Annotated in this window: 16 protein-coding genes; 8 read left to right on the plus strand and 8 right to left on the minus strand. The window is 59.1% G+C overall.

Going from position 1 to position 14,553, the window contains the following annotated elements:
• Nucleotides 1-38 precede the first annotated feature (38 nt).
• Together AC0V6Q_RS00330 and AC0V6Q_RS00335 are read right to left on the minus strand one after the other, a co-directional pair.
• A complete protein-coding gene (locus AC0V6Q_RS00330; RefSeq protein ID WP_486166457.1) occupies nt 39-2,774 on the minus strand; it encodes a valine--tRNA ligase in 2,736 nt (911 codons plus the stop codon).
• A gap of 93 nt (nt 2,775-2,867) precedes the next feature.
• Nucleotides 2,868-3,572, minus strand: a complete 705-nt coding sequence (locus AC0V6Q_RS00335; RefSeq protein ID WP_486166458.1) for an enoyl-CoA hydratase/isomerase family protein — start codon at nt 3,570-3,572, stop codon at nt 2,868-2,870.
• Nucleotides 3,573-3,685: 113 nt separating this feature from the next.
• Between AC0V6Q_RS00335 and AC0V6Q_RS00340 the strand changes: the two genes are divergently transcribed.
• Genes AC0V6Q_RS00340 through AC0V6Q_RS00355 form a run of 4 tightly spaced genes read left to right on the plus strand, consistent with a single transcriptional unit; the run spans nt 3,686 to nt 7,250 of the window.
• Entirely contained in the window at nt 3,686-4,798 is a 1,113-nt protein-coding gene (locus AC0V6Q_RS00340) for an MlaE family ABC transporter permease (protein WP_486166459.1), read from the plus strand.
• 3 nt (nt 4,799-4,801) lie between these two features.
• Nucleotides 4,802-5,647, plus strand: a complete 846-nt coding sequence (locus tag AC0V6Q_RS00345) for an ABC transporter ATP-binding protein (protein WP_486166460.1) — start codon at nt 4,802-4,804, stop codon at nt 5,645-5,647.
• A gap of 35 nt (nt 5,648-5,682) precedes the next feature.
• Complete coding sequence (locus tag AC0V6Q_RS00350) at nt 5,683-6,630, plus strand: MlaD family protein (protein WP_486166461.1); 948 nt, start codon at nt 5,683-5,685, stop codon at nt 6,628-6,630.
• The gene (locus tag AC0V6Q_RS00355) at nt 6,627-7,250 is read left to right on the plus strand and encodes an ABC-type transport auxiliary lipoprotein family protein (protein ID WP_486166462.1); all 624 of its coding nucleotides are present in this window, start codon (nt 6,627-6,629) and stop codon (nt 7,248-7,250) included. The genes AC0V6Q_RS00350 and AC0V6Q_RS00355 overlap by 4 nt, the downstream gene beginning before the upstream one ends.
• Before the next feature lie 6 nt (nt 7,251-7,256).
• Here AC0V6Q_RS00355 and AC0V6Q_RS00360 read toward each other — a convergent pair whose 3' ends face one another.
• The 6 genes from AC0V6Q_RS00360 to crcB are packed head-to-tail and all read right to left on the minus strand — an operon-like array spanning nt 7,257 to nt 11,118.
• Nucleotides 7,257-7,952, minus strand: coding sequence for an ATP12 family chaperone protein (locus AC0V6Q_RS00360; protein ID WP_486166463.1), 696 nt, complete (start codon nt 7,950-7,952; stop codon nt 7,257-7,259).
• Nucleotides 7,949-8,209, minus strand: a complete 261-nt coding sequence (locus AC0V6Q_RS00365; RefSeq protein WP_486166464.1) for a hypothetical protein — start codon at nt 8,207-8,209, stop codon at nt 7,949-7,951. The genes AC0V6Q_RS00360 and AC0V6Q_RS00365 overlap by 4 nt, the downstream gene beginning before the upstream one ends.
• Nucleotides 8,206-8,865: an HAD-IA family hydrolase gene (locus AC0V6Q_RS00370; RefSeq protein ID WP_486166465.1), complete on the minus strand. Its 660-nt coding sequence runs from the start codon at nt 8,863-8,865 to the stop codon at nt 8,206-8,208. Before AC0V6Q_RS00370 ends, AC0V6Q_RS00365 begins: the two co-directional genes overlap by 4 nt.
• Entirely contained in the window at nt 8,862-9,449 is a 588-nt protein-coding gene (locus AC0V6Q_RS00375; protein ID WP_486166466.1) for an FMN-binding negative transcriptional regulator, read from the minus strand. Before AC0V6Q_RS00375 ends, AC0V6Q_RS00370 begins: the two co-directional genes overlap by 4 nt.
• On the minus strand, nt 9,449-10,705 hold the full coding sequence (locus AC0V6Q_RS00380) for an RluA family pseudouridine synthase (protein WP_486166467.1): 1,257 nt from the start codon (nt 10,703-10,705) through the stop codon (nt 9,449-9,451). The genes AC0V6Q_RS00375 and AC0V6Q_RS00380 overlap by 1 nt, the downstream gene beginning before the upstream one ends.
• Nucleotides 10,702-11,118 (minus strand): fluoride efflux transporter CrcB, encoded by a 417-nt coding sequence (gene crcB, locus AC0V6Q_RS00385; RefSeq protein ID WP_486166468.1) that lies wholly within the window; start codon nt 11,116-11,118, stop codon nt 10,702-10,704. Before crcB ends, AC0V6Q_RS00380 begins: the two co-directional genes overlap by 4 nt.
• A 226-nt stretch (nt 11,119-11,344) precedes the next feature.
• Here crcB and rpsU point away from each other — a divergent pair, with 226 nt between their 5' ends.
• From rpsU to gatC, 4 genes are all read left to right on the plus strand, one after another.
• The gene (gene rpsU, locus AC0V6Q_RS00390; RefSeq protein WP_006834591.1) at nt 11,345-11,551 is read left to right on the plus strand and encodes a 30S ribosomal protein S21; all 207 of its coding nucleotides are present in this window, start codon (nt 11,345-11,347) and stop codon (nt 11,549-11,551) included.
• A gap of 183 nt (nt 11,552-11,734) precedes the next feature.
• Nucleotides 11,735-12,319 carry an FKBP-type peptidyl-prolyl cis-trans isomerase gene (locus AC0V6Q_RS00395; RefSeq protein ID WP_486166469.1) on the plus strand — a complete coding sequence of 195 codons (585 nt, stop codon included), beginning with the start codon at nt 11,735-11,737 and terminating at the stop codon, nt 12,317-12,319.
• A gap of 89 nt (nt 12,320-12,408) precedes the next feature.
• Nucleotides 12,409-14,142, plus strand: coding sequence for a DUF4153 domain-containing protein (locus AC0V6Q_RS00400; RefSeq protein WP_486166470.1), 1,734 nt, complete (start codon nt 12,409-12,411; stop codon nt 14,140-14,142).
• 82 nt (nt 14,143-14,224) lie between these two features.
• A complete protein-coding gene (gene gatC, locus AC0V6Q_RS00405; RefSeq protein ID WP_486166471.1) occupies nt 14,225-14,527 on the plus strand; it encodes an Asp-tRNA(Asn)/Glu-tRNA(Gln) amidotransferase subunit GatC in 303 nt (100 codons plus the stop codon).
• The last annotated feature ends 26 nt before the right edge of the window (nt 14,528-14,553 follow it).

Consider the following 14,553-nt stretch of genomic DNA (forward strand, 5'->3'; position numbering starts at 1 on the left):
ATCTAGGATCGCCTTTGCCGCTTTGGTAGAGGGTGGCCTTAGCCCAGTCGTTCCAATGCCGCTGTCAGCCGCTCGACCTCGCCTTGGTGGTGGGCGAAGTCGGCCTTGGCCTTCTCCACGGCTTCGGGCTTGGCGCGTTCGACGAAGTTAGCGTTGGAGAGCCTGCCTTCGAGCGATTTTGCTTCCCTTTGCGAGGCCGCGAGCGCCTTTTCGAGGCGCGCTTTCTCGGCGTCTATGTCGATGATGCCCTCAAGTGGGATGACAAACACATCGCCAAGAGCGGTGACTTGCATAGCAGGCCCATCGGGTGCCTCGCCCTGAACCACCGGGGTGAGGCGCGCGAGGCGCTCAATCGCGGCGCTGCTGCGCTCGATTGTGCTTTTCGCAAGATCGCTAGCCTGCGGGACGAATGCCGCGAGTTTCGCACCCGGCGAAATGCCAAGCTCGTTTTTGGCGCTGCGCACATTGGTGGTGAGGTCGATCACCCAATCGATCGCGTCGGTCGCCTCTTTGGAGGTTTCCCCGCGTGGGTCAGGCCATTTGGCGGTGATGAGGTCGTAAGAGCGTGACCCTTGCGCGTGCCAAAGCTCTTCGGTGATGAATGGCATGAAGGGGTGGAGCATGACCAAGATCTGGTCGAGCGCCCACCCGGCAACTTCGCGAGTTTCTTTGGCGGGCATGGCCTCTGGGTCAGACCCTTCCGCAAACACCGGCTTGATCAGTTCCAGATACCAGTCGCAGAATTTGGACCATGTGAACTGATAGATCGCATTGGCGGCGGCATCGAAGCGCAGGTCTTCCATTGCGCTCTCGATCTCAGCGCACACAGCTTGGACTTCTCCGATGATCCATTGGTTGGCGGCCAAACGCGCTTGCGGGGCCTTTACCGTGGTGGACTTGCCGATGCCGTTGGATTGGCAGAAACGTGTGGCGTTCCAGAGTTTTGTGGCGAAGTTGCGGTATCCTTCGACGCGGCGTTCATCCATTTTGATGTCGCGGCCCTGGCTTTCCATCGCGGCCATGAAGAAACGCAGCGCGTCTGCACCGTATTGGTCGATAAGGCCCAGCGGATCGACGACATTGCCCTTGGACTTGGACATCTTCGCGCCGTCTGCTGCGCGCACAAGGCCGTGGAGGTAGAGCTTGGGCCACGGGGCCTCGCCCATATTGTAATTGCCCATCATCATCATCCGCGCATCCCAGAAGAACAGGATATCGAACCCGGAGATGAGCAGCGAATTGGGAAAGTGTTTTTCAAGCAGCGGCTGGCCTTCATCCGGCCAACCCAGCGTCGCAAAAGGCCAAAGGGCCGAAGAGAACCATGTGTCGAGCACGTCGTTGTCGCGCGTGAGAGCAACGCCTTCGCCTGCTTTGGCCTGTGCCTCTTCCTCGGACATGGCGACATACACGCCGCCATCGGCATCGAACCAAGCTGGGATGCGGTGTCCCCACCACAGCTGGCGGCTGACACACCACGGCTGGATGTTCTCCATCCAGTTGAAGAAGGTTTTCTCCCAAGACTTGGGCACGATTTCGATGGTGCCATCGCGAACCTGCTTGATCGGAGCCTCGGCGAGCTTTGCCGCATCGACATACCATTGGTCGGTGAGCCAAGGCTCAATCACCACCCCGCCGCGGTCGCCAAAAGGCGTTGCGATTTGGCGTGGTTCGGCGTCGGAGATGACCTCCTCGCCTTTCTTGTTTTTCGACACATGCGGGATGAGGAAGCCGTCGGCTTTGAGCCGTTCCACCACAGCCTCGCGAGCACCGTCGACTTTGTCGCGGCGGAAACGGTGGAGGCCGATAAATTCGTCTGGCACCAGCCCATCAGCCGTCTGGCAAACATCGCCATTGCCATCAAGCATATTGAGCATCTCGCCCGCTTCGATCCCGGCGCGCTTGCCAACGTCAAAATCGTTGAAATCGTGCCCCGGCGTGATCTTCACCGCGCCAGAACCAAGCTCGGGGTCGGCGTGTTCATCAGCGACAATCGGAATGCGCCGCCCGGTTATGGGGAGCACCACATGCTTACCCACAACGCTGGCGTAGCGCTCATCATCGGGGTGCACCGCGACCGCCATATCGGCGAGCATTGTCTCAGGGCGCGTGGTCGCAACTTCAATGTAGTCGCGACCATCATCCAGCGTCACGCCATCCGCGAGCGGATATTTGAAATGCCAGAACCCGCCCGCAATCGTCTGCGTCTCGACCTCAAGGTCGCTGATCGCGGTTTTGAGCTTGGGGTCCCAATTGACCAGCCGCTTGTCGCGGTAGATGAGGCCATCGTTGTAGAGGTTCACAAAGGTCTTGAGCACGGCCTTGGTGAAATGCTCGTCCATCGTGAACTGTTCGCGCGACCAGTCCATCGAGCAGCCCAGACGCCGCAATTGCGTGGTGATGGTGCCGCCGCTTTCGTGCTTCCACTCCCACACCTTGTCGACGAATTCTTCGCGGCTGTAATTGCTGCGCTTGTCCTGTTTGGCTTCCATCTGCCGCTCGACCACCATTTGCGTGGCGATCCCGGCGTGGTCGGTGCCCACGACCCACAAAGCATCCTTGCCGCGCAGCCGCTCATACCGGATCACGATGTCCTGGAGCGTATTGTCGAGAGCGTGGCCGATGTGAAGCGAGCCGGTCACATTGGGCGGAGGGTTCACAATGGTGAAGGCTTCCGCATCGGGGCGTTCCGGGCGAAAACCACCGGTTTCTTCCCAATGCTGGTACCAGCGCGTTTCGATATCGGCTGGATTGAATGTGGTTGGCAGTGTGGACATTGCTATTGGCTCGCTAACGCTGACGGGCCAGTTCACCCGCCGTTTTCATCCCCATGCCAAGCCATTGGTTGCAGTGCAACAACTCTTGGAATTTCACCCTAAAAGCGCGTCGATCTCCGCATTGGCTTTGGCCCGCAATTGGCGCTTGCAATCGCGAAACGCAGGCTGCGCGGCGAGGCTTTTAGCGCGGGCAAGGGCGCTTTCGATCAAGGCGTCGGCGGGCACGACCTCGTCCACCATGCCGGTTGCCATGGCTTCGTCCGGGCCAAACAATTGTGATGTCAGCGCAAGGCGCCTGCGCCAAACCGGATCGAGCCAATGGTCGATGATCGCCTGCGGAATAGGCGGAAAAGCAAGGCCGGCCTTCGCTTCGGGCAGGCCGATTTTATAGTCGCCTTGCGCTGCGATTACCCAGTCTGCGCAAAGGGCGACAATCCCTCCTGCACCGATGGTGTGACCGTTAAGCGCACATACAAACACGCACGGAAGGCGGTGCAGCTCTGCGCAAAATGTGTTCACCGCGGCTCTGGCACGCGCAATCCCTTCGCCTGAAAGCGATGCCGCAATCTTCACATCCATGCCGCGCGTGAAATTGTCACCTGCTCCCGTCAGCACAATCGCCGCTGTACCGGGGTCGTTACCCAGCGCCGCCAAACGCTGTGCGCCTGCCTCCAGCAATTCGGTGAAAACCGCATTGTAAGGCGGATTGTCCAGCGTCACGAGATAGGTAGAGCCATGTTTCTCGCCATGTTGCTCGTCATGCTTCTCTATGCGGAAAAACCGATCACTTTCACCCATGCCTTACCGCTCCGCAAATGTTGCATTTTTTCATCCCCAACGTGCCCGATTTATAAAACTCTTCAAGAGTTAGCTTGTGATGCGTTCAAATTCCCCGCATATCTTGGCGCACAATGTTCGGGGCCGTCACTTACTCTTTGGAAGACAACACAGCAGGCGGCACGAAGCTCGCGCTCGCCGGTCAGATGCTGGTTTCCTCTGTCGGCCGGTTCGAAACCGAGATTGATCAGATGGACGCCAATCTTGCCGAGATCGACATTTCGGGCGTCGATGAGATGGACACCACCGGCGCGTGGGTCGTCTCCAGCCTCGCTGCGAAACACGAATGCCCCATCGTTGGCGCAAACGATAAGGCAATGCACCTGCTGCAGGCGGTCGAAGTTGCGGTGGGTGACGGCGAATTGTGCCCGCCTGAAATCCCGGTGTGGGAACGTGTGCCACTGTTTTTGGGCCACAAGGTTTACGAGGCGCGCGGCGGCGTTATGGGCGTCGTCAGCTTCCTTGGTGCGATCCTTTTAGGCTTTGCCACTCTTGTCCGAAGACCGTCGCGCATCCCGTTTCGCGCGGTCGTGCGCCAGATGGAGATGGTCGGGGTCTCGGCGCTTCCCATCATTGGCCTGATGAGCTTTCTCATCGGCATTGTCATCGCGCAGCAGGGCGCGGTGCAATTGTCGCAATTTGGCGCAGAGACGCTGACGGTGAACCTCGTGGGCCGCATCACCTTGCGCGAACTTGGCGTGCTTATGACCGCGATCATGGTTGCAGGCCGTTCGGGCAGCGCCTTTGCCGCGCAAATCGGGACGATGAAGCTGACCGAAGAGGTGGACGCGATGCGCACCATCGGCATCTCCCCGATTGAACAGCTGGTGATCCCGCGCATCATCGCCTGTACCTTTATGATGGTGCTCCTGGGCTTCTACGCAAGCCTTGTGGGTATTGTCGGCGGGGCGGTCATCGGACAGGTTTCGCTTGGTATTCCGTTCTTCACCTTCCTTGAACGTATTCAAGAGGTTGTGCCCTTGCATGATGTGTGGGTCGGCCTTGTCAAAGCGCCGGTGTTCGGCCTTATCGTGGCACTTGCAGGCTGCTATCACGGGATGCAGGTGAAGGGGAATTCGGAGGAAGTTGGCCTTCGCACCACTATGGCTGTGGTCTCTGCGATTTTTGCCGTGATTGTGCTAGACGCGTTCTTCGCAGTGTTCTTCACCGAAGTGGGTTGGGGGTAAGCGATGGCCTACACCGAACCCGAAGCTCCGCATGAGCGTTTTTGTGCCGAACCACCCATAGTGGTGAAGGGGCTCGTCAACCGCTTTGGCGACTTCACGGTGCACGACGGGCTCGACCTTGAAGTGCGGCGCGGGGAGATTATCGGCGTTGTCGGGGGATCTGGTACGGGCAAATCGGTGCTGATGCGCTCGATCATCGGGCTTCAACAACCGACCGCTGGCGATATCGATGTGCTGGGCCGCAGGATTACCGATACAGACCTTGACCAAAGGGTGGGTGTGCGCAGGCGCTGGGGCGTTTTGTTCCAGGGGGGCGCGTTGTTTTCGACGCTTACCGTGGGTGAGAATGTCGAAGTGCCCCTGAAGGAATTCTACCCCGATATCAGCCCCAAATTGCGCCGCGAGATTGCGCGCTACAAGGTGCTGCTCTCTGGCCTGCCGGAAGAGGCGGTGCTCAAATATCCAAGCGAGTTATCGGGCGGTATGAAGAAGCGGGCAGGGCTTGCGCGCGCGCTCGCGCTCGACCCGGAACTGCTGTTCCTGGATGAACCAACCGCAGGGCTTGACCCCATCGGCGCGGCCGCTTTTGATCGCCAGACGCGCGATCTGAAGGACACGCTCGGCCTTACCGTGTTCCTGATCACCCACGACCTCGACACCTTGTACGAGATTTGTGACCGTGTGGCGGTGTTGGCGGACAAGAAAGTCATCGCTGTGGGCACCATCCCCGAGCTTCTCGAAACGCAGCATCCGTGGATCGAGGAATACTTCAACGGACCTCGCGGACGCTCTGCTTTGGCCGCAAAAGGGGCGTATAAAGAGCGATCTGAAGGTGGTGCGAATGTCTAGACACTGGCGTGATTTTGCGCGCATAGGGAAAGCTTATGGAAACTAGGGCCAATCATCTCTGGGTAGGAGCGATTACGCTGGGGCTGTTGATTGCTCTGGCCGCCTTCATCATCTGGATAGCGCGCCTGAACCAGGGCGCGTCCAACGAATACGATATCTTTTACAAGCAATCGGTCGCCGGTCTCGCCAATGGATCACAGGTGTCATACGCCGGTGTACCGGTGGGTCAGGTGCGCGAGATCGCCTTGTCGAGCGAAGACCCCGAATTTGTGCGCGTGCGTATCAGGGTGCGCGATGAAGTGCCCATTCTGGTCGGCACAGAAGCAACCATTCAGGCAAGCTTTACCGGCGTTTCAACGATCCTTCTGGATGGCGCACGCAAGGAAGCGCCCGAGATCACTTGCGAAACCACAGCATGTCCCGAAGGCCGTCCGGTTATCCCGCCAGGGCGCGGCGGATTTGGCGAGATTGTCGCCAACGCGCCTTTGCTGCTGGAACGGCTTGCGACCTTGACCGAACAGCTCAACATCATTCTGGGACCTGACAATCAGGAGCAGCTTTCCGGGATTCTGGAAAACTCCAACCGTCTGACCCGTGAACTGGCTAATGCCGCGCCGCAACTGGAAGGCACAATGGCCGAGCTTCAGGTGACCATTAAGGAAGCGGGCGAAGCGCTTGATGCCTTTGAGAAAGTCACGCTGACGACGGACGAGCTTTTGGGGCAGGAAGGCCCGCAGCTGGCCAAGGAATTGAGCGCGACACTGGCGTCTGCCAACGAAGCCGCGGCCTCGCTTTCCGCTATGCTCGAAGACGCGCGGCCTGCCACGCGAGCTCTGAGCGAAACGACATTGCCAACGGTGGAGGCGACCTTACAGGACCTTCGCACCACCAGCCGCTCTTTGCGTGCGATCACCGACCGGCTTGAGGCCGAAGGGGCAGGATCGCTCATCGGCGGACGGCCTCTTCCGGAGTATGAGCCATGATAAAACAGTATAGCGCCGCCGCGCTTATGGCCGCGAGCCTCGCCCTTTCAGGATGCGTCAGCTTTGGCGGCGCGAGCGAGCCTCCCGAAAGCCTTCTCACGCTAACCCCGAGCGCAAGCGCGCCGGTGGGTTCCGGTGTCATTTCCGGTGTTGAGGGAAGCGCAGGCTCAATCGCGGTTCTGACCCCGGAAGTCCCGGCAAAGCTCGACGTTTTGCGCGTGCCTGTCACGGTCTCGGACAGCGAGGTTGCCTATTTGCAAAACGCGGTCTGGATCCAAAAGCCCGCGCGCCTTTTCCGCAGTCTGCTGGGAGAAACCTTACGCACCGCTTCCGGGGATACGCAGGCGCTGCTTGTGCTTGATACATCCGACACGCCGCTGCGCCCGACGCAAAGCTTGCGCGGGACATTGATCGACATGGGCTATGACCCAGTGACCTCGTCTGTGGTTGTCCGTTTTGAAGCGGTGCACACGATGGATGATGGCCGTGTCATGTCGCGCCGTTTCGAAGCGCGTGAAGAAGGCGTTTTGGCGGAGGCCGCCGATGTTGGCCCTGCGCTCAATGCAGCGGCGAATACGGTGGCAAAGGAAGTGGCCGCATGGGTGCTCGCGGCTGAATAGACGGGTTTAGTGCGCCGCCAATTCGAGGAATTCGCGCGCCTTTAGAAAATCGCGTGTCCGCTTTTCGCGGCGCTCTTCGGCCTCCTCATCGCGGCCCCATTGTTCGATCTGCCAGTCTTCTTCGAGATTTGCCGCATTCCAAAGGGCAAGTGCGTCCGCCTCACGCTCGCTTGCGCCAAGACCTGTGATGAGGGACGCTGCAAGGTGGGTCATCGCCTCAATCGCGGCGAGGGCAAAGGGGCTTTGTCCGGTCAGACACCCGCGCAATCTGTCCAAGGTTTCCGGCGACTGCGGGCGATGCATGATGCCCGAGATACGGACAAATTGAACGCCAAGCCGCGCCTCGATCGCGGTCACAATCGGCTCCCAAACCTCTTGTTGCCGCGAATACAGCGGCTCATCGGGATCGGCGCGGTATAGAAGCGTGTCGGTATCGCCATAGGTCACTGCCTTTTCGATCAGAGCGGCAGGATCAGGAGCAACCATGTCGATGGCATAATCGGCCATATCGCGCAGCGGCATTGTCGCTGCATCGATCTTTTCGCCTTGCCCGGCCCATTCCGCCGCAAGCGCATCGGCCAGTGCCCGTGTAGGAAGGATCTGCGCCGCGCCGCCGACCGTTCTGATCGCGCGCGTGTCCAGCATGACCTGAAAGCCGCCTTCGACTTGCTGGACCGATACCTCTTTGTAAAACCGCTTCATTGCTCGTCCCTGTCACCTGACTTCAGAGCGTCACCCGCCTTCCAGCGTTTGGCTAAAATCGGGGGGACAAAGAAGAAAACGACAAGGCCGACAACTGCTAGCGCTACGCCGACAAAATACGGCAGATCGATCAATTTGCCGGTGATTGCAATTCCGAAGCAAACGTCGGCAATCGCCGTAAGGCGCGCAAGGTTCATTACCATATACCGCTTTGCGGCCGTTGCTTCTTCAGGGGTGGGGGCAGGCGTTTGGCTCATGCAAACCGTTCCAGTTCTTCGCGCAGATCGGCCATGGAATGCGCCACGAAATCCGCGCCTGTCGCGGTCAGATCATCCGGCGTGTGATAGCCCCAGGAAACCCCGATGGCGCGCACCCGTGCGGCAGAGGCCATTTGCATATCAAAGCTTGTATCGCCGATCATCACCGCTTCGGATGCTTGCGCGCCCGCTTCAAACAAGGCTGCTTCGAGCATGGCAGGATGCGGTTTGGACGGGTGGCGGTCTGCGGTTTGGAGCGAGACGAAAAGGTCGGTCAGCCCGTGCCCCGCCAGACAGGCGGCAAGCCCGCGATCCGATTTGCCCGTGGCCACCGCAAGGCTCCACCCTTGCGCGTGAAGGTCACGCAGAAGGTCTGCGATCCCGTCGTAAAGCGGCTCATGCAAAAGCCCCTCTTCGCGCCGGTTGCGAAAGGCGGTTTTGTAGTTTTCGGTTATATCGACCTGCTGGTGATGTTCGGCCTCGGGTGCAAGTTCGCGGATTGCGACAGGCAGGCTGAGCCCCACAAGACGGCGCACTTGCGCCGCGTCTGGCAAAGGCATGCGGGACAATTCAAAGGCGCGGTTCATCGCCCACAGCACATCGGCCTGACCATCGACCAGCGTCCCGTCGCAATCAAAAACGGCAAGCTTGCTCATGCGCGAACCTCGCCCATCCACCGTGCAAGCTCCGGCTTTACTCCGGCAGCAATGCGGGCGCGTTCGGCATCGCTTTTCTTCTGGCTGAGTTTGAAAGTGGGGCGCTGTTCTTCGATCTTGAGAGAGAAACCCGCGATGCCTTTAAAAAGGCCTGCCCAAACCTTTTCGCTCGATTCAGAGGCAAGCCATGGCTCGCCCTCAATACGCCCCTCGAAAGTGGTGATCACATCGTGGAGCAGTGTCTCAAGCGCTTCGTCATCAAGCCGCTCGACCGTTCCTTCAAGCTCAAGCGCGGCATAATCCCACGTGGGCACCGTATCGCGGTTGTCATACCAGCGAGGGGAGACATAGCCGTCCGGGCCATTGATCGTGACGAGCGCGCGTGCGCCCTCAAGATGCGGGGTGAGCGCATTGCTGCGCGCAAGGTGAAAGCGCAGATCGTCCTTGCCATAGGAAAGCATCGGCACATGTGCAACGCGCGGGCCATCGGGCGTAGTCAAAAAGACCATGCCGAACGCAACCTCGCTGATCAGTTTATCGAGCAGCGCCTCATCATCATGTCGATAGGCAGGATTGGGATGCACTAACGCTTGCCCTTGGGTTTACCGGGCTTGGCTCCTGTTCGCTTGGGAGCTTTGCCCTTCGACTTGGCTGTGGCTTTCGCCTGTTTCTTGGCTGTGTGGGCCGACGTTGTCCGCCCGCGGCGTTCACCGCGTCGATCTTTGCGATATTGCTTTGCGTGGCGGCGCGCGGCCTGTTTTTTCTCGGCGGGCGTGCGCTCAGGCGCTTCGTCGCGGATGGGGGAGGCATCGCTCAGCCCCTCGTCAAAGCCGAGCGCTTCCATGCTTGCCGCGAAATGTTCAGGCAAAGGCGCGGTCACATCAAGCTTGCTGCCGCCCGTTTTGGCGGCGGTCTCGCTTGCCGCCCTGCCTTCGGGTGTGCCGATAATCAGGCGACGCGCATGAAGGTGCATCTTGCGGCTGATGCTGCCAGTCAGAAACGCGTCTTGCCCGCCATATTTGCCATCGCCGACAATCGGATGGCCGATCGCTGCCATGTGAACGCGCAATTGGTGGGTGCGGCCGGTGAGCGGTTCGAGCTCCACCCATGATGCGCGCGATCCGGCGCGTTCGACCACGCGGTAACGGGTCCGCGCTATCGCTCCGTTTTCTTCATCGACGTGCATTTTCTCGCCGCCGGTGCCCGGCTGTTTGGCGAGAGGCGCATCGATAGTGCCTTCGCGAACTTCAGGAACGCCAACAACCAGCGCCCAATAGGTCTTGCGCGCGCTGCGGCTGGAGAACCGCTTGGAATAGGAGGCCGCGCTGCCCGGAGTTTTCGCGATTAGCAGAACGCCCGATGTGTCTTTATCCAGCCGGTGAACGAGGCGAGGGCGGGGTTGATCTTCGCTCTCTACAAATGCGTCGAGCAGGCCGTCGACGTGCTTTGTCGTCTTGCTGCCGCCTTGGGTCGCAAGGCCGGGCGGCTTGTTCAGAACGATTGCTGATGGAGTCTCGCGCAGGACCATATCGCGGGCCTGCGAGATTTCTTCCTCGGTCAAAGGACGGCGCGATTTTGGCCCTTTGTGTTTGGCCTCGCCTCCAGGTGGGACACGCAAGACCTGGCCGGTTTGCAAGCGATCCTCTGGTTTTACCCGCCCGCCATCGACGCGGATTTGACCCGTGCGCGACCAACGCGAAACGGTTGCAAACGGGATTTCGGGAAGATTGCGCTTAAACCAGCGGTCCACGCGAATATTGCTGTCATCATCATTGATGGTGAACTGGCGGACTTGTGCTTTTGGTTTATCGGAAGCCGACTTGTCAGATGGAATAGTCATGCCGCGCTCTGTGCTCCTACGAGGCCGATCAGGAAAGCGGCCATTCCGGCAATCACCGATGTGCTGCCATAGCCGAGCGCCTGAAGAAGAAAGCCGCGATGCACCAGCGTCACCATTTCGGCGCTAAAGGCGCTGAAGGTGGTAAAGCCGCCCAAAAGGCCAACTCCCAAGGCAAGTCGCAAGGTTTCATTCGTCTGCACGGCAAGAGACGAGCGCGCAAGCCAGCCGAGCAGCACGCCCATCGCAAGGCTACCCGCGACGTTGATCGCCAGCGTTGCCCAAGGGAATGCCGTTTGGGGCCCTGCCAAATGCGTCACCGCGCGGCCCAATTGGTAACGCAGCACAGCACCAACCCCGCCGCCAACTGCGACGTAAAGGGATGCCATAAGAGGAGAAAGCGAGGTCGTTGTCATATTGCAAAAGCGCTTTAGCGATGGTCTTACCTTATGCATAGCGCAGTGATGGCAGATAATGGCAATTCGCACTTTGGGTTGCCAATTTGCCTGCGCGGCGCTATTGGGGCGCTTGTGATTGCGTGAACCTTAAAGGATTCGCGCCATTTTTAGCGTCAGTTTATAGCGCACTCCCGCATGAAACCAGCGGGCTCAGGCGTATTGGAAAATGAGGTAGTTGCCGTTTATGCAAATCATGGTTCGCGATAACAATGTCGATCAAGCCCTGCGCGCGCTCAAGAAGAAGCTGCAGCGTGAAGGTGTGTATCGCGAGATGAAATTGCGTCGGCACTATGAAAAGCCAAGCGAAAAGCGTGCACGTGAAAAGGCAGCAGCCGTTCGCCGTGCTCGCAAGCTTGAGCGTAAGCGCATGGAGCGCGACGGTATCAAGTAAGGTTTGGATCACACCTTCGGGTGTGGCCAGCTTGCGATCAAACGGGGTTTTCGCGCCCACTGATTCTTGTCAGTAACGCTTGAAAGTCACCCCGTGATACGCCATCAGGGCGCGGATTACTTCCGCGCCCTTTTTGGTTTGACCACTGTAAAGGCAATCCGCGGACAGAAGACGGGATCTCACATGACTGAAGTTACGCGCGTTCCAATTCAGCCCATCGCAAAGGGCTCGCTCACCAAAATCTGGTTGGGTGTTGTTGTCGCCATTCTGCTGGGCGCGGGCCTTGCATGGGCGGCTGTTCCCAAGGGTTTCAGCATCGACACGCTGGTTGCTGGCGAGGGGGCAACCCCGCAAGAGGGCGATATGGTCTTTGTGAAGTACAAGGGCTCGCTTGCCTCCAACGGTGAAGTGTTCGACGAATCGCAGGACATCCCGCTCCCGATTGAAGGCATCTTCCCCGAAGGCAGCCCGTTCCCGATTGAAGAGGGCGCAACGATCCCGGGTTTCTACCAAGGGCTTCAGCAGATGCAGAAGGGCGGCAAATACGAGCTCTTCATCCCGTCGGACATGGCTTACGGCGCAGAGCCACCGCAAGGCGCGCCAATCCCGCCGAATGCCGATCTCGTGTTCGAGATTGAAGTGATCGATTTCATGGACCGCGAGACTTTCGACCGCAATCTGTCGATCCTGCAGCAGGCTATGCAGCAAGCGGGCCCTGGTGGCACTCCCGAAGGTGCGCCTCAAGGTGGTCCACCGCAAGGCCAGTAAAACAGCCAGTTACCCGCTGATAAAACCGGTCCGGCTTTCATTGAAGGTTCAACTGGCCTAGATCATCCCTCGCCATACAGGAGGGATCGATGGCCGATAATCAAAACACCGGGCAAGAGATGGCTGGAACAGAGCTGGCTGGGCACGAGCTGGACGCCGTGAAAGACTGGCGCGAGCGGCCGTGGCTTCTCGCGGCGCTTCTAGCGGTGGCGGGGCTGTTCGTTCATATCTTCACCGATGGCGGCCCGGACGAGCCCTGGCGCGCGGCATTTGCGGCTTTCGCTGTGTTCGGACCCCTCGCGGCGGCCTTCACACTCAGCAAAGAGCGTTGGCAGCCCTCGATCATCTTTTCGGTTATTGTCGGTCTGGTCATGGCCGGGATCGCGTGGCGCGCAACGGCTGCTGGCGATGGCTATGCGGACGAGGAGTTCTGGGTTGCCGCCGGTGTTCTGGCCAGCCTTTTGTCTTTGCCGCTGTTCCAAGCGGGCTTTCATCGGCTTCGTTGGCAAACCAGTTATAAATCGACCCATTTCCACGTCTGGACCGATGCCATCACCGGCGCAGGGGCGCTTGCCTTCGTTGGCCTGTCATGGGCTCTGATCGCGATTTTGGCGGAGCTGTTTTCGGCCATTCAGATCGACCTTTTGAAGGACCTTTTGGATGAAGAGCCGTTCGGCTGGATGTTCTCGGGCGCGACCTTTGGTGCAGCTCTAGGTGTTTTGCGCAACCAGTTAAAGATCATCGGCACATTGCAGAACGTCGTCCTGTTGGTGCTTTCCATCCTCGCTGTGCCTTTGGCGATAGCGCTGGTTATCTTCTTGCTCGCCGTGCTGGTGTCGGGGATAGACGTTTTGTGGGAGGCCACCAAGAGCGCAACCCCGCTGCTTCTTTCGGTGGCGGTCGGGTGCTTTGTTCTTGCCAATGCGGTGGTGCGCGATGACGATGAGGACGCCAGCAAGTCGCAGGTGCTGCGCATCGCCGGATTTGTCCTGGCGCTGGGCATTTTGCCCCTCTCTGTCATGGCGGCGATTTCCATGGGCACGCGGATTGCTCAGCACGGGCTTAGTCCGGAGCGGATTTGGGCGCTCATCGCGATTGCCGTGGCTGTGGCATATGGCGTTGCCTATTTCGTCTCTGCCCTTCGAGGGAGGCGCGAAGGCTGGCGCGGGTTCTTGCGCCAATCGAACCTTCATCTTGCCGTCATGACAGCGGTGATCGCGCTTCTTCTGGCGATGCCGATTTTCAATTTTGGCGCGATTTCAGCGTCGAACCAATTGGCGCGGCTGGCCGCCGGCGATGTGACCGCGGAAGAATTCGACTACCGTGCCCTTCGATGGGACTTTGGTGATGCCGGGCGCGAGGCTTTGGCGACTTTGATCCAAAGTGATGATGCGAAAGTGGCGGAACTTGCCCTTGCCGTCCAGAATGCGGAAAGCCGTTATGAAACCAGACGCGCTGAAAACACGGCAGCTATCAATAAGGCGCAGATTGAGGTTGAAGATGATGCGGTCCGTTTGGCCGTTCGCACTTACCTGCAAGACAATTCCTATCGTTGCCGCGAGAAATGCCGCGTGGTCGAGCTAGGGCAGCTTGGAGGAGCACCGTTCATGGTGCTATTGGGTGAGAATTATGACCCTGACTTCCTCATCTATGACCAAAACACAAAAAAGGTCGGGCAAGCGAATATTCGCCATGGTCGAATGGGCAGGCAGAACCCTCGCAATGTGCCCAAATTTGAAGACGATTCAAACGTTGAACTGCGCCCCTTCGAAGGCCGGCAGCTCTACATTGACGGCAAGCCTGCAAGCGCAGCGTTTGAATGACGCTTTCGCACCTGCAAAAAACTTGAGCATCTGGCGCTAACTCGTGCTTGAAGCGCTTCGGTTGCAGCGCTAAGCGGAGCGCATGTCTGTAGATAAACAAACCGTGGCGAAAATCGCTGGCCTTGCGCGCATCAAGATGGGCGATGAAGAGCTTGAGCGGATGGTGCCCGAGCTTAACAATATCCTCGACTGGGTCGAACAATTGGGCGAGGTCGACGTGACCGGCGTGGAGCCCATGTCGGCGGTGATCCCCAACACGCTTCGCCTGCGCGATGATGTGGTGGATGCGGACCCTCTGACAGGTGGCGGGAAACGCGACGATGTGATCGCCAATGCCCCCGCTGCCGAGCACGGCTTTTTCGGCGTGCCCAAGGTGATCGAATAGGGCCTCTGCGCCTTCTAAGCCAATAC

This window comes from Erythrobacter sp. S227, from assembly GCF_057364925.1.

Bases quoted from the DNA above. Each gene is read 5' to 3' on its own strand.
- gatC (WP_486166471.1), top strand. From the start codon at position 14,225: ATGTCTGTAGATAAACAAACCGTGGCGAAAATCGCTGGCCTTGCGCGC.
- AC0V6Q_RS00335 (WP_486166458.1), bottom strand. From the start codon at position 3,572: ATGGGTGAAAGTGATCGGTTTTTCCGCATAGAGAAGCATGACGAGCAA.
- AC0V6Q_RS00380 (WP_486166467.1), bottom strand. From the start codon at position 10,705: ATGACTATTCCATCTGACAAGTCGGCTTCCGATAAACCAAAAGCACAA.
- AC0V6Q_RS00355 (WP_486166462.1), top strand. From the start codon at position 6,627: ATGATAAAACAGTATAGCGCCGCCGCGCTTATGGCCGCGAGCCTCGCC.
- AC0V6Q_RS00350 (WP_486166461.1), top strand. From the start codon at position 5,683: ATGGAAACTAGGGCCAATCATCTCTGGGTAGGAGCGATTACGCTGGGG.
- AC0V6Q_RS00330 (WP_486166457.1), bottom strand. From the start codon at position 2,774: ATGTCCACACTGCCAACCACATTCAATCCAGCCGATATCGAAACGCGC.
- AC0V6Q_RS00360 (WP_486166463.1), bottom strand. From the start codon at position 7,952: ATGAAGCGGTTTTACAAAGAGGTATCGGTCCAGCAAGTCGAAGGCGGC.
- AC0V6Q_RS00365 (WP_486166464.1), bottom strand. From the start codon at position 8,209: ATGAGCCAAACGCCTGCCCCCACCCCTGAAGAAGCAACGGCCGCAAAG.
- AC0V6Q_RS00395 (WP_486166469.1), top strand. From the start codon at position 11,735: ATGACTGAAGTTACGCGCGTTCCAATTCAGCCCATCGCAAAGGGCTCG.
- AC0V6Q_RS00370 (WP_486166465.1), bottom strand. From the start codon at position 8,865: ATGAGCAAGCTTGCCGTTTTTGATTGCGACGGGACGCTGGTCGATGGT.
- AC0V6Q_RS00340 (WP_486166459.1), top strand. From the start codon at position 3,686: ATGTTCGGGGCCGTCACTTACTCTTTGGAAGACAACACAGCAGGCGGC.
- AC0V6Q_RS00400 (WP_486166470.1), top strand. From the start codon at position 12,409: ATGGCCGATAATCAAAACACCGGGCAAGAGATGGCTGGAACAGAGCTG.
- crcB (WP_486166468.1), bottom strand. From the start codon at position 11,118: ATGACAACGACCTCGCTTTCTCCTCTTATGGCATCCCTTTACGTCGCA.
- AC0V6Q_RS00345 (WP_486166460.1), top strand. From the start codon at position 4,802: ATGGCCTACACCGAACCCGAAGCTCCGCATGAGCGTTTTTGTGCCGAA.
- rpsU (WP_006834591.1), top strand. From the start codon at position 11,345: ATGCAAATCATGGTTCGCGATAACAATGTCGATCAAGCCCTGCGCGCG.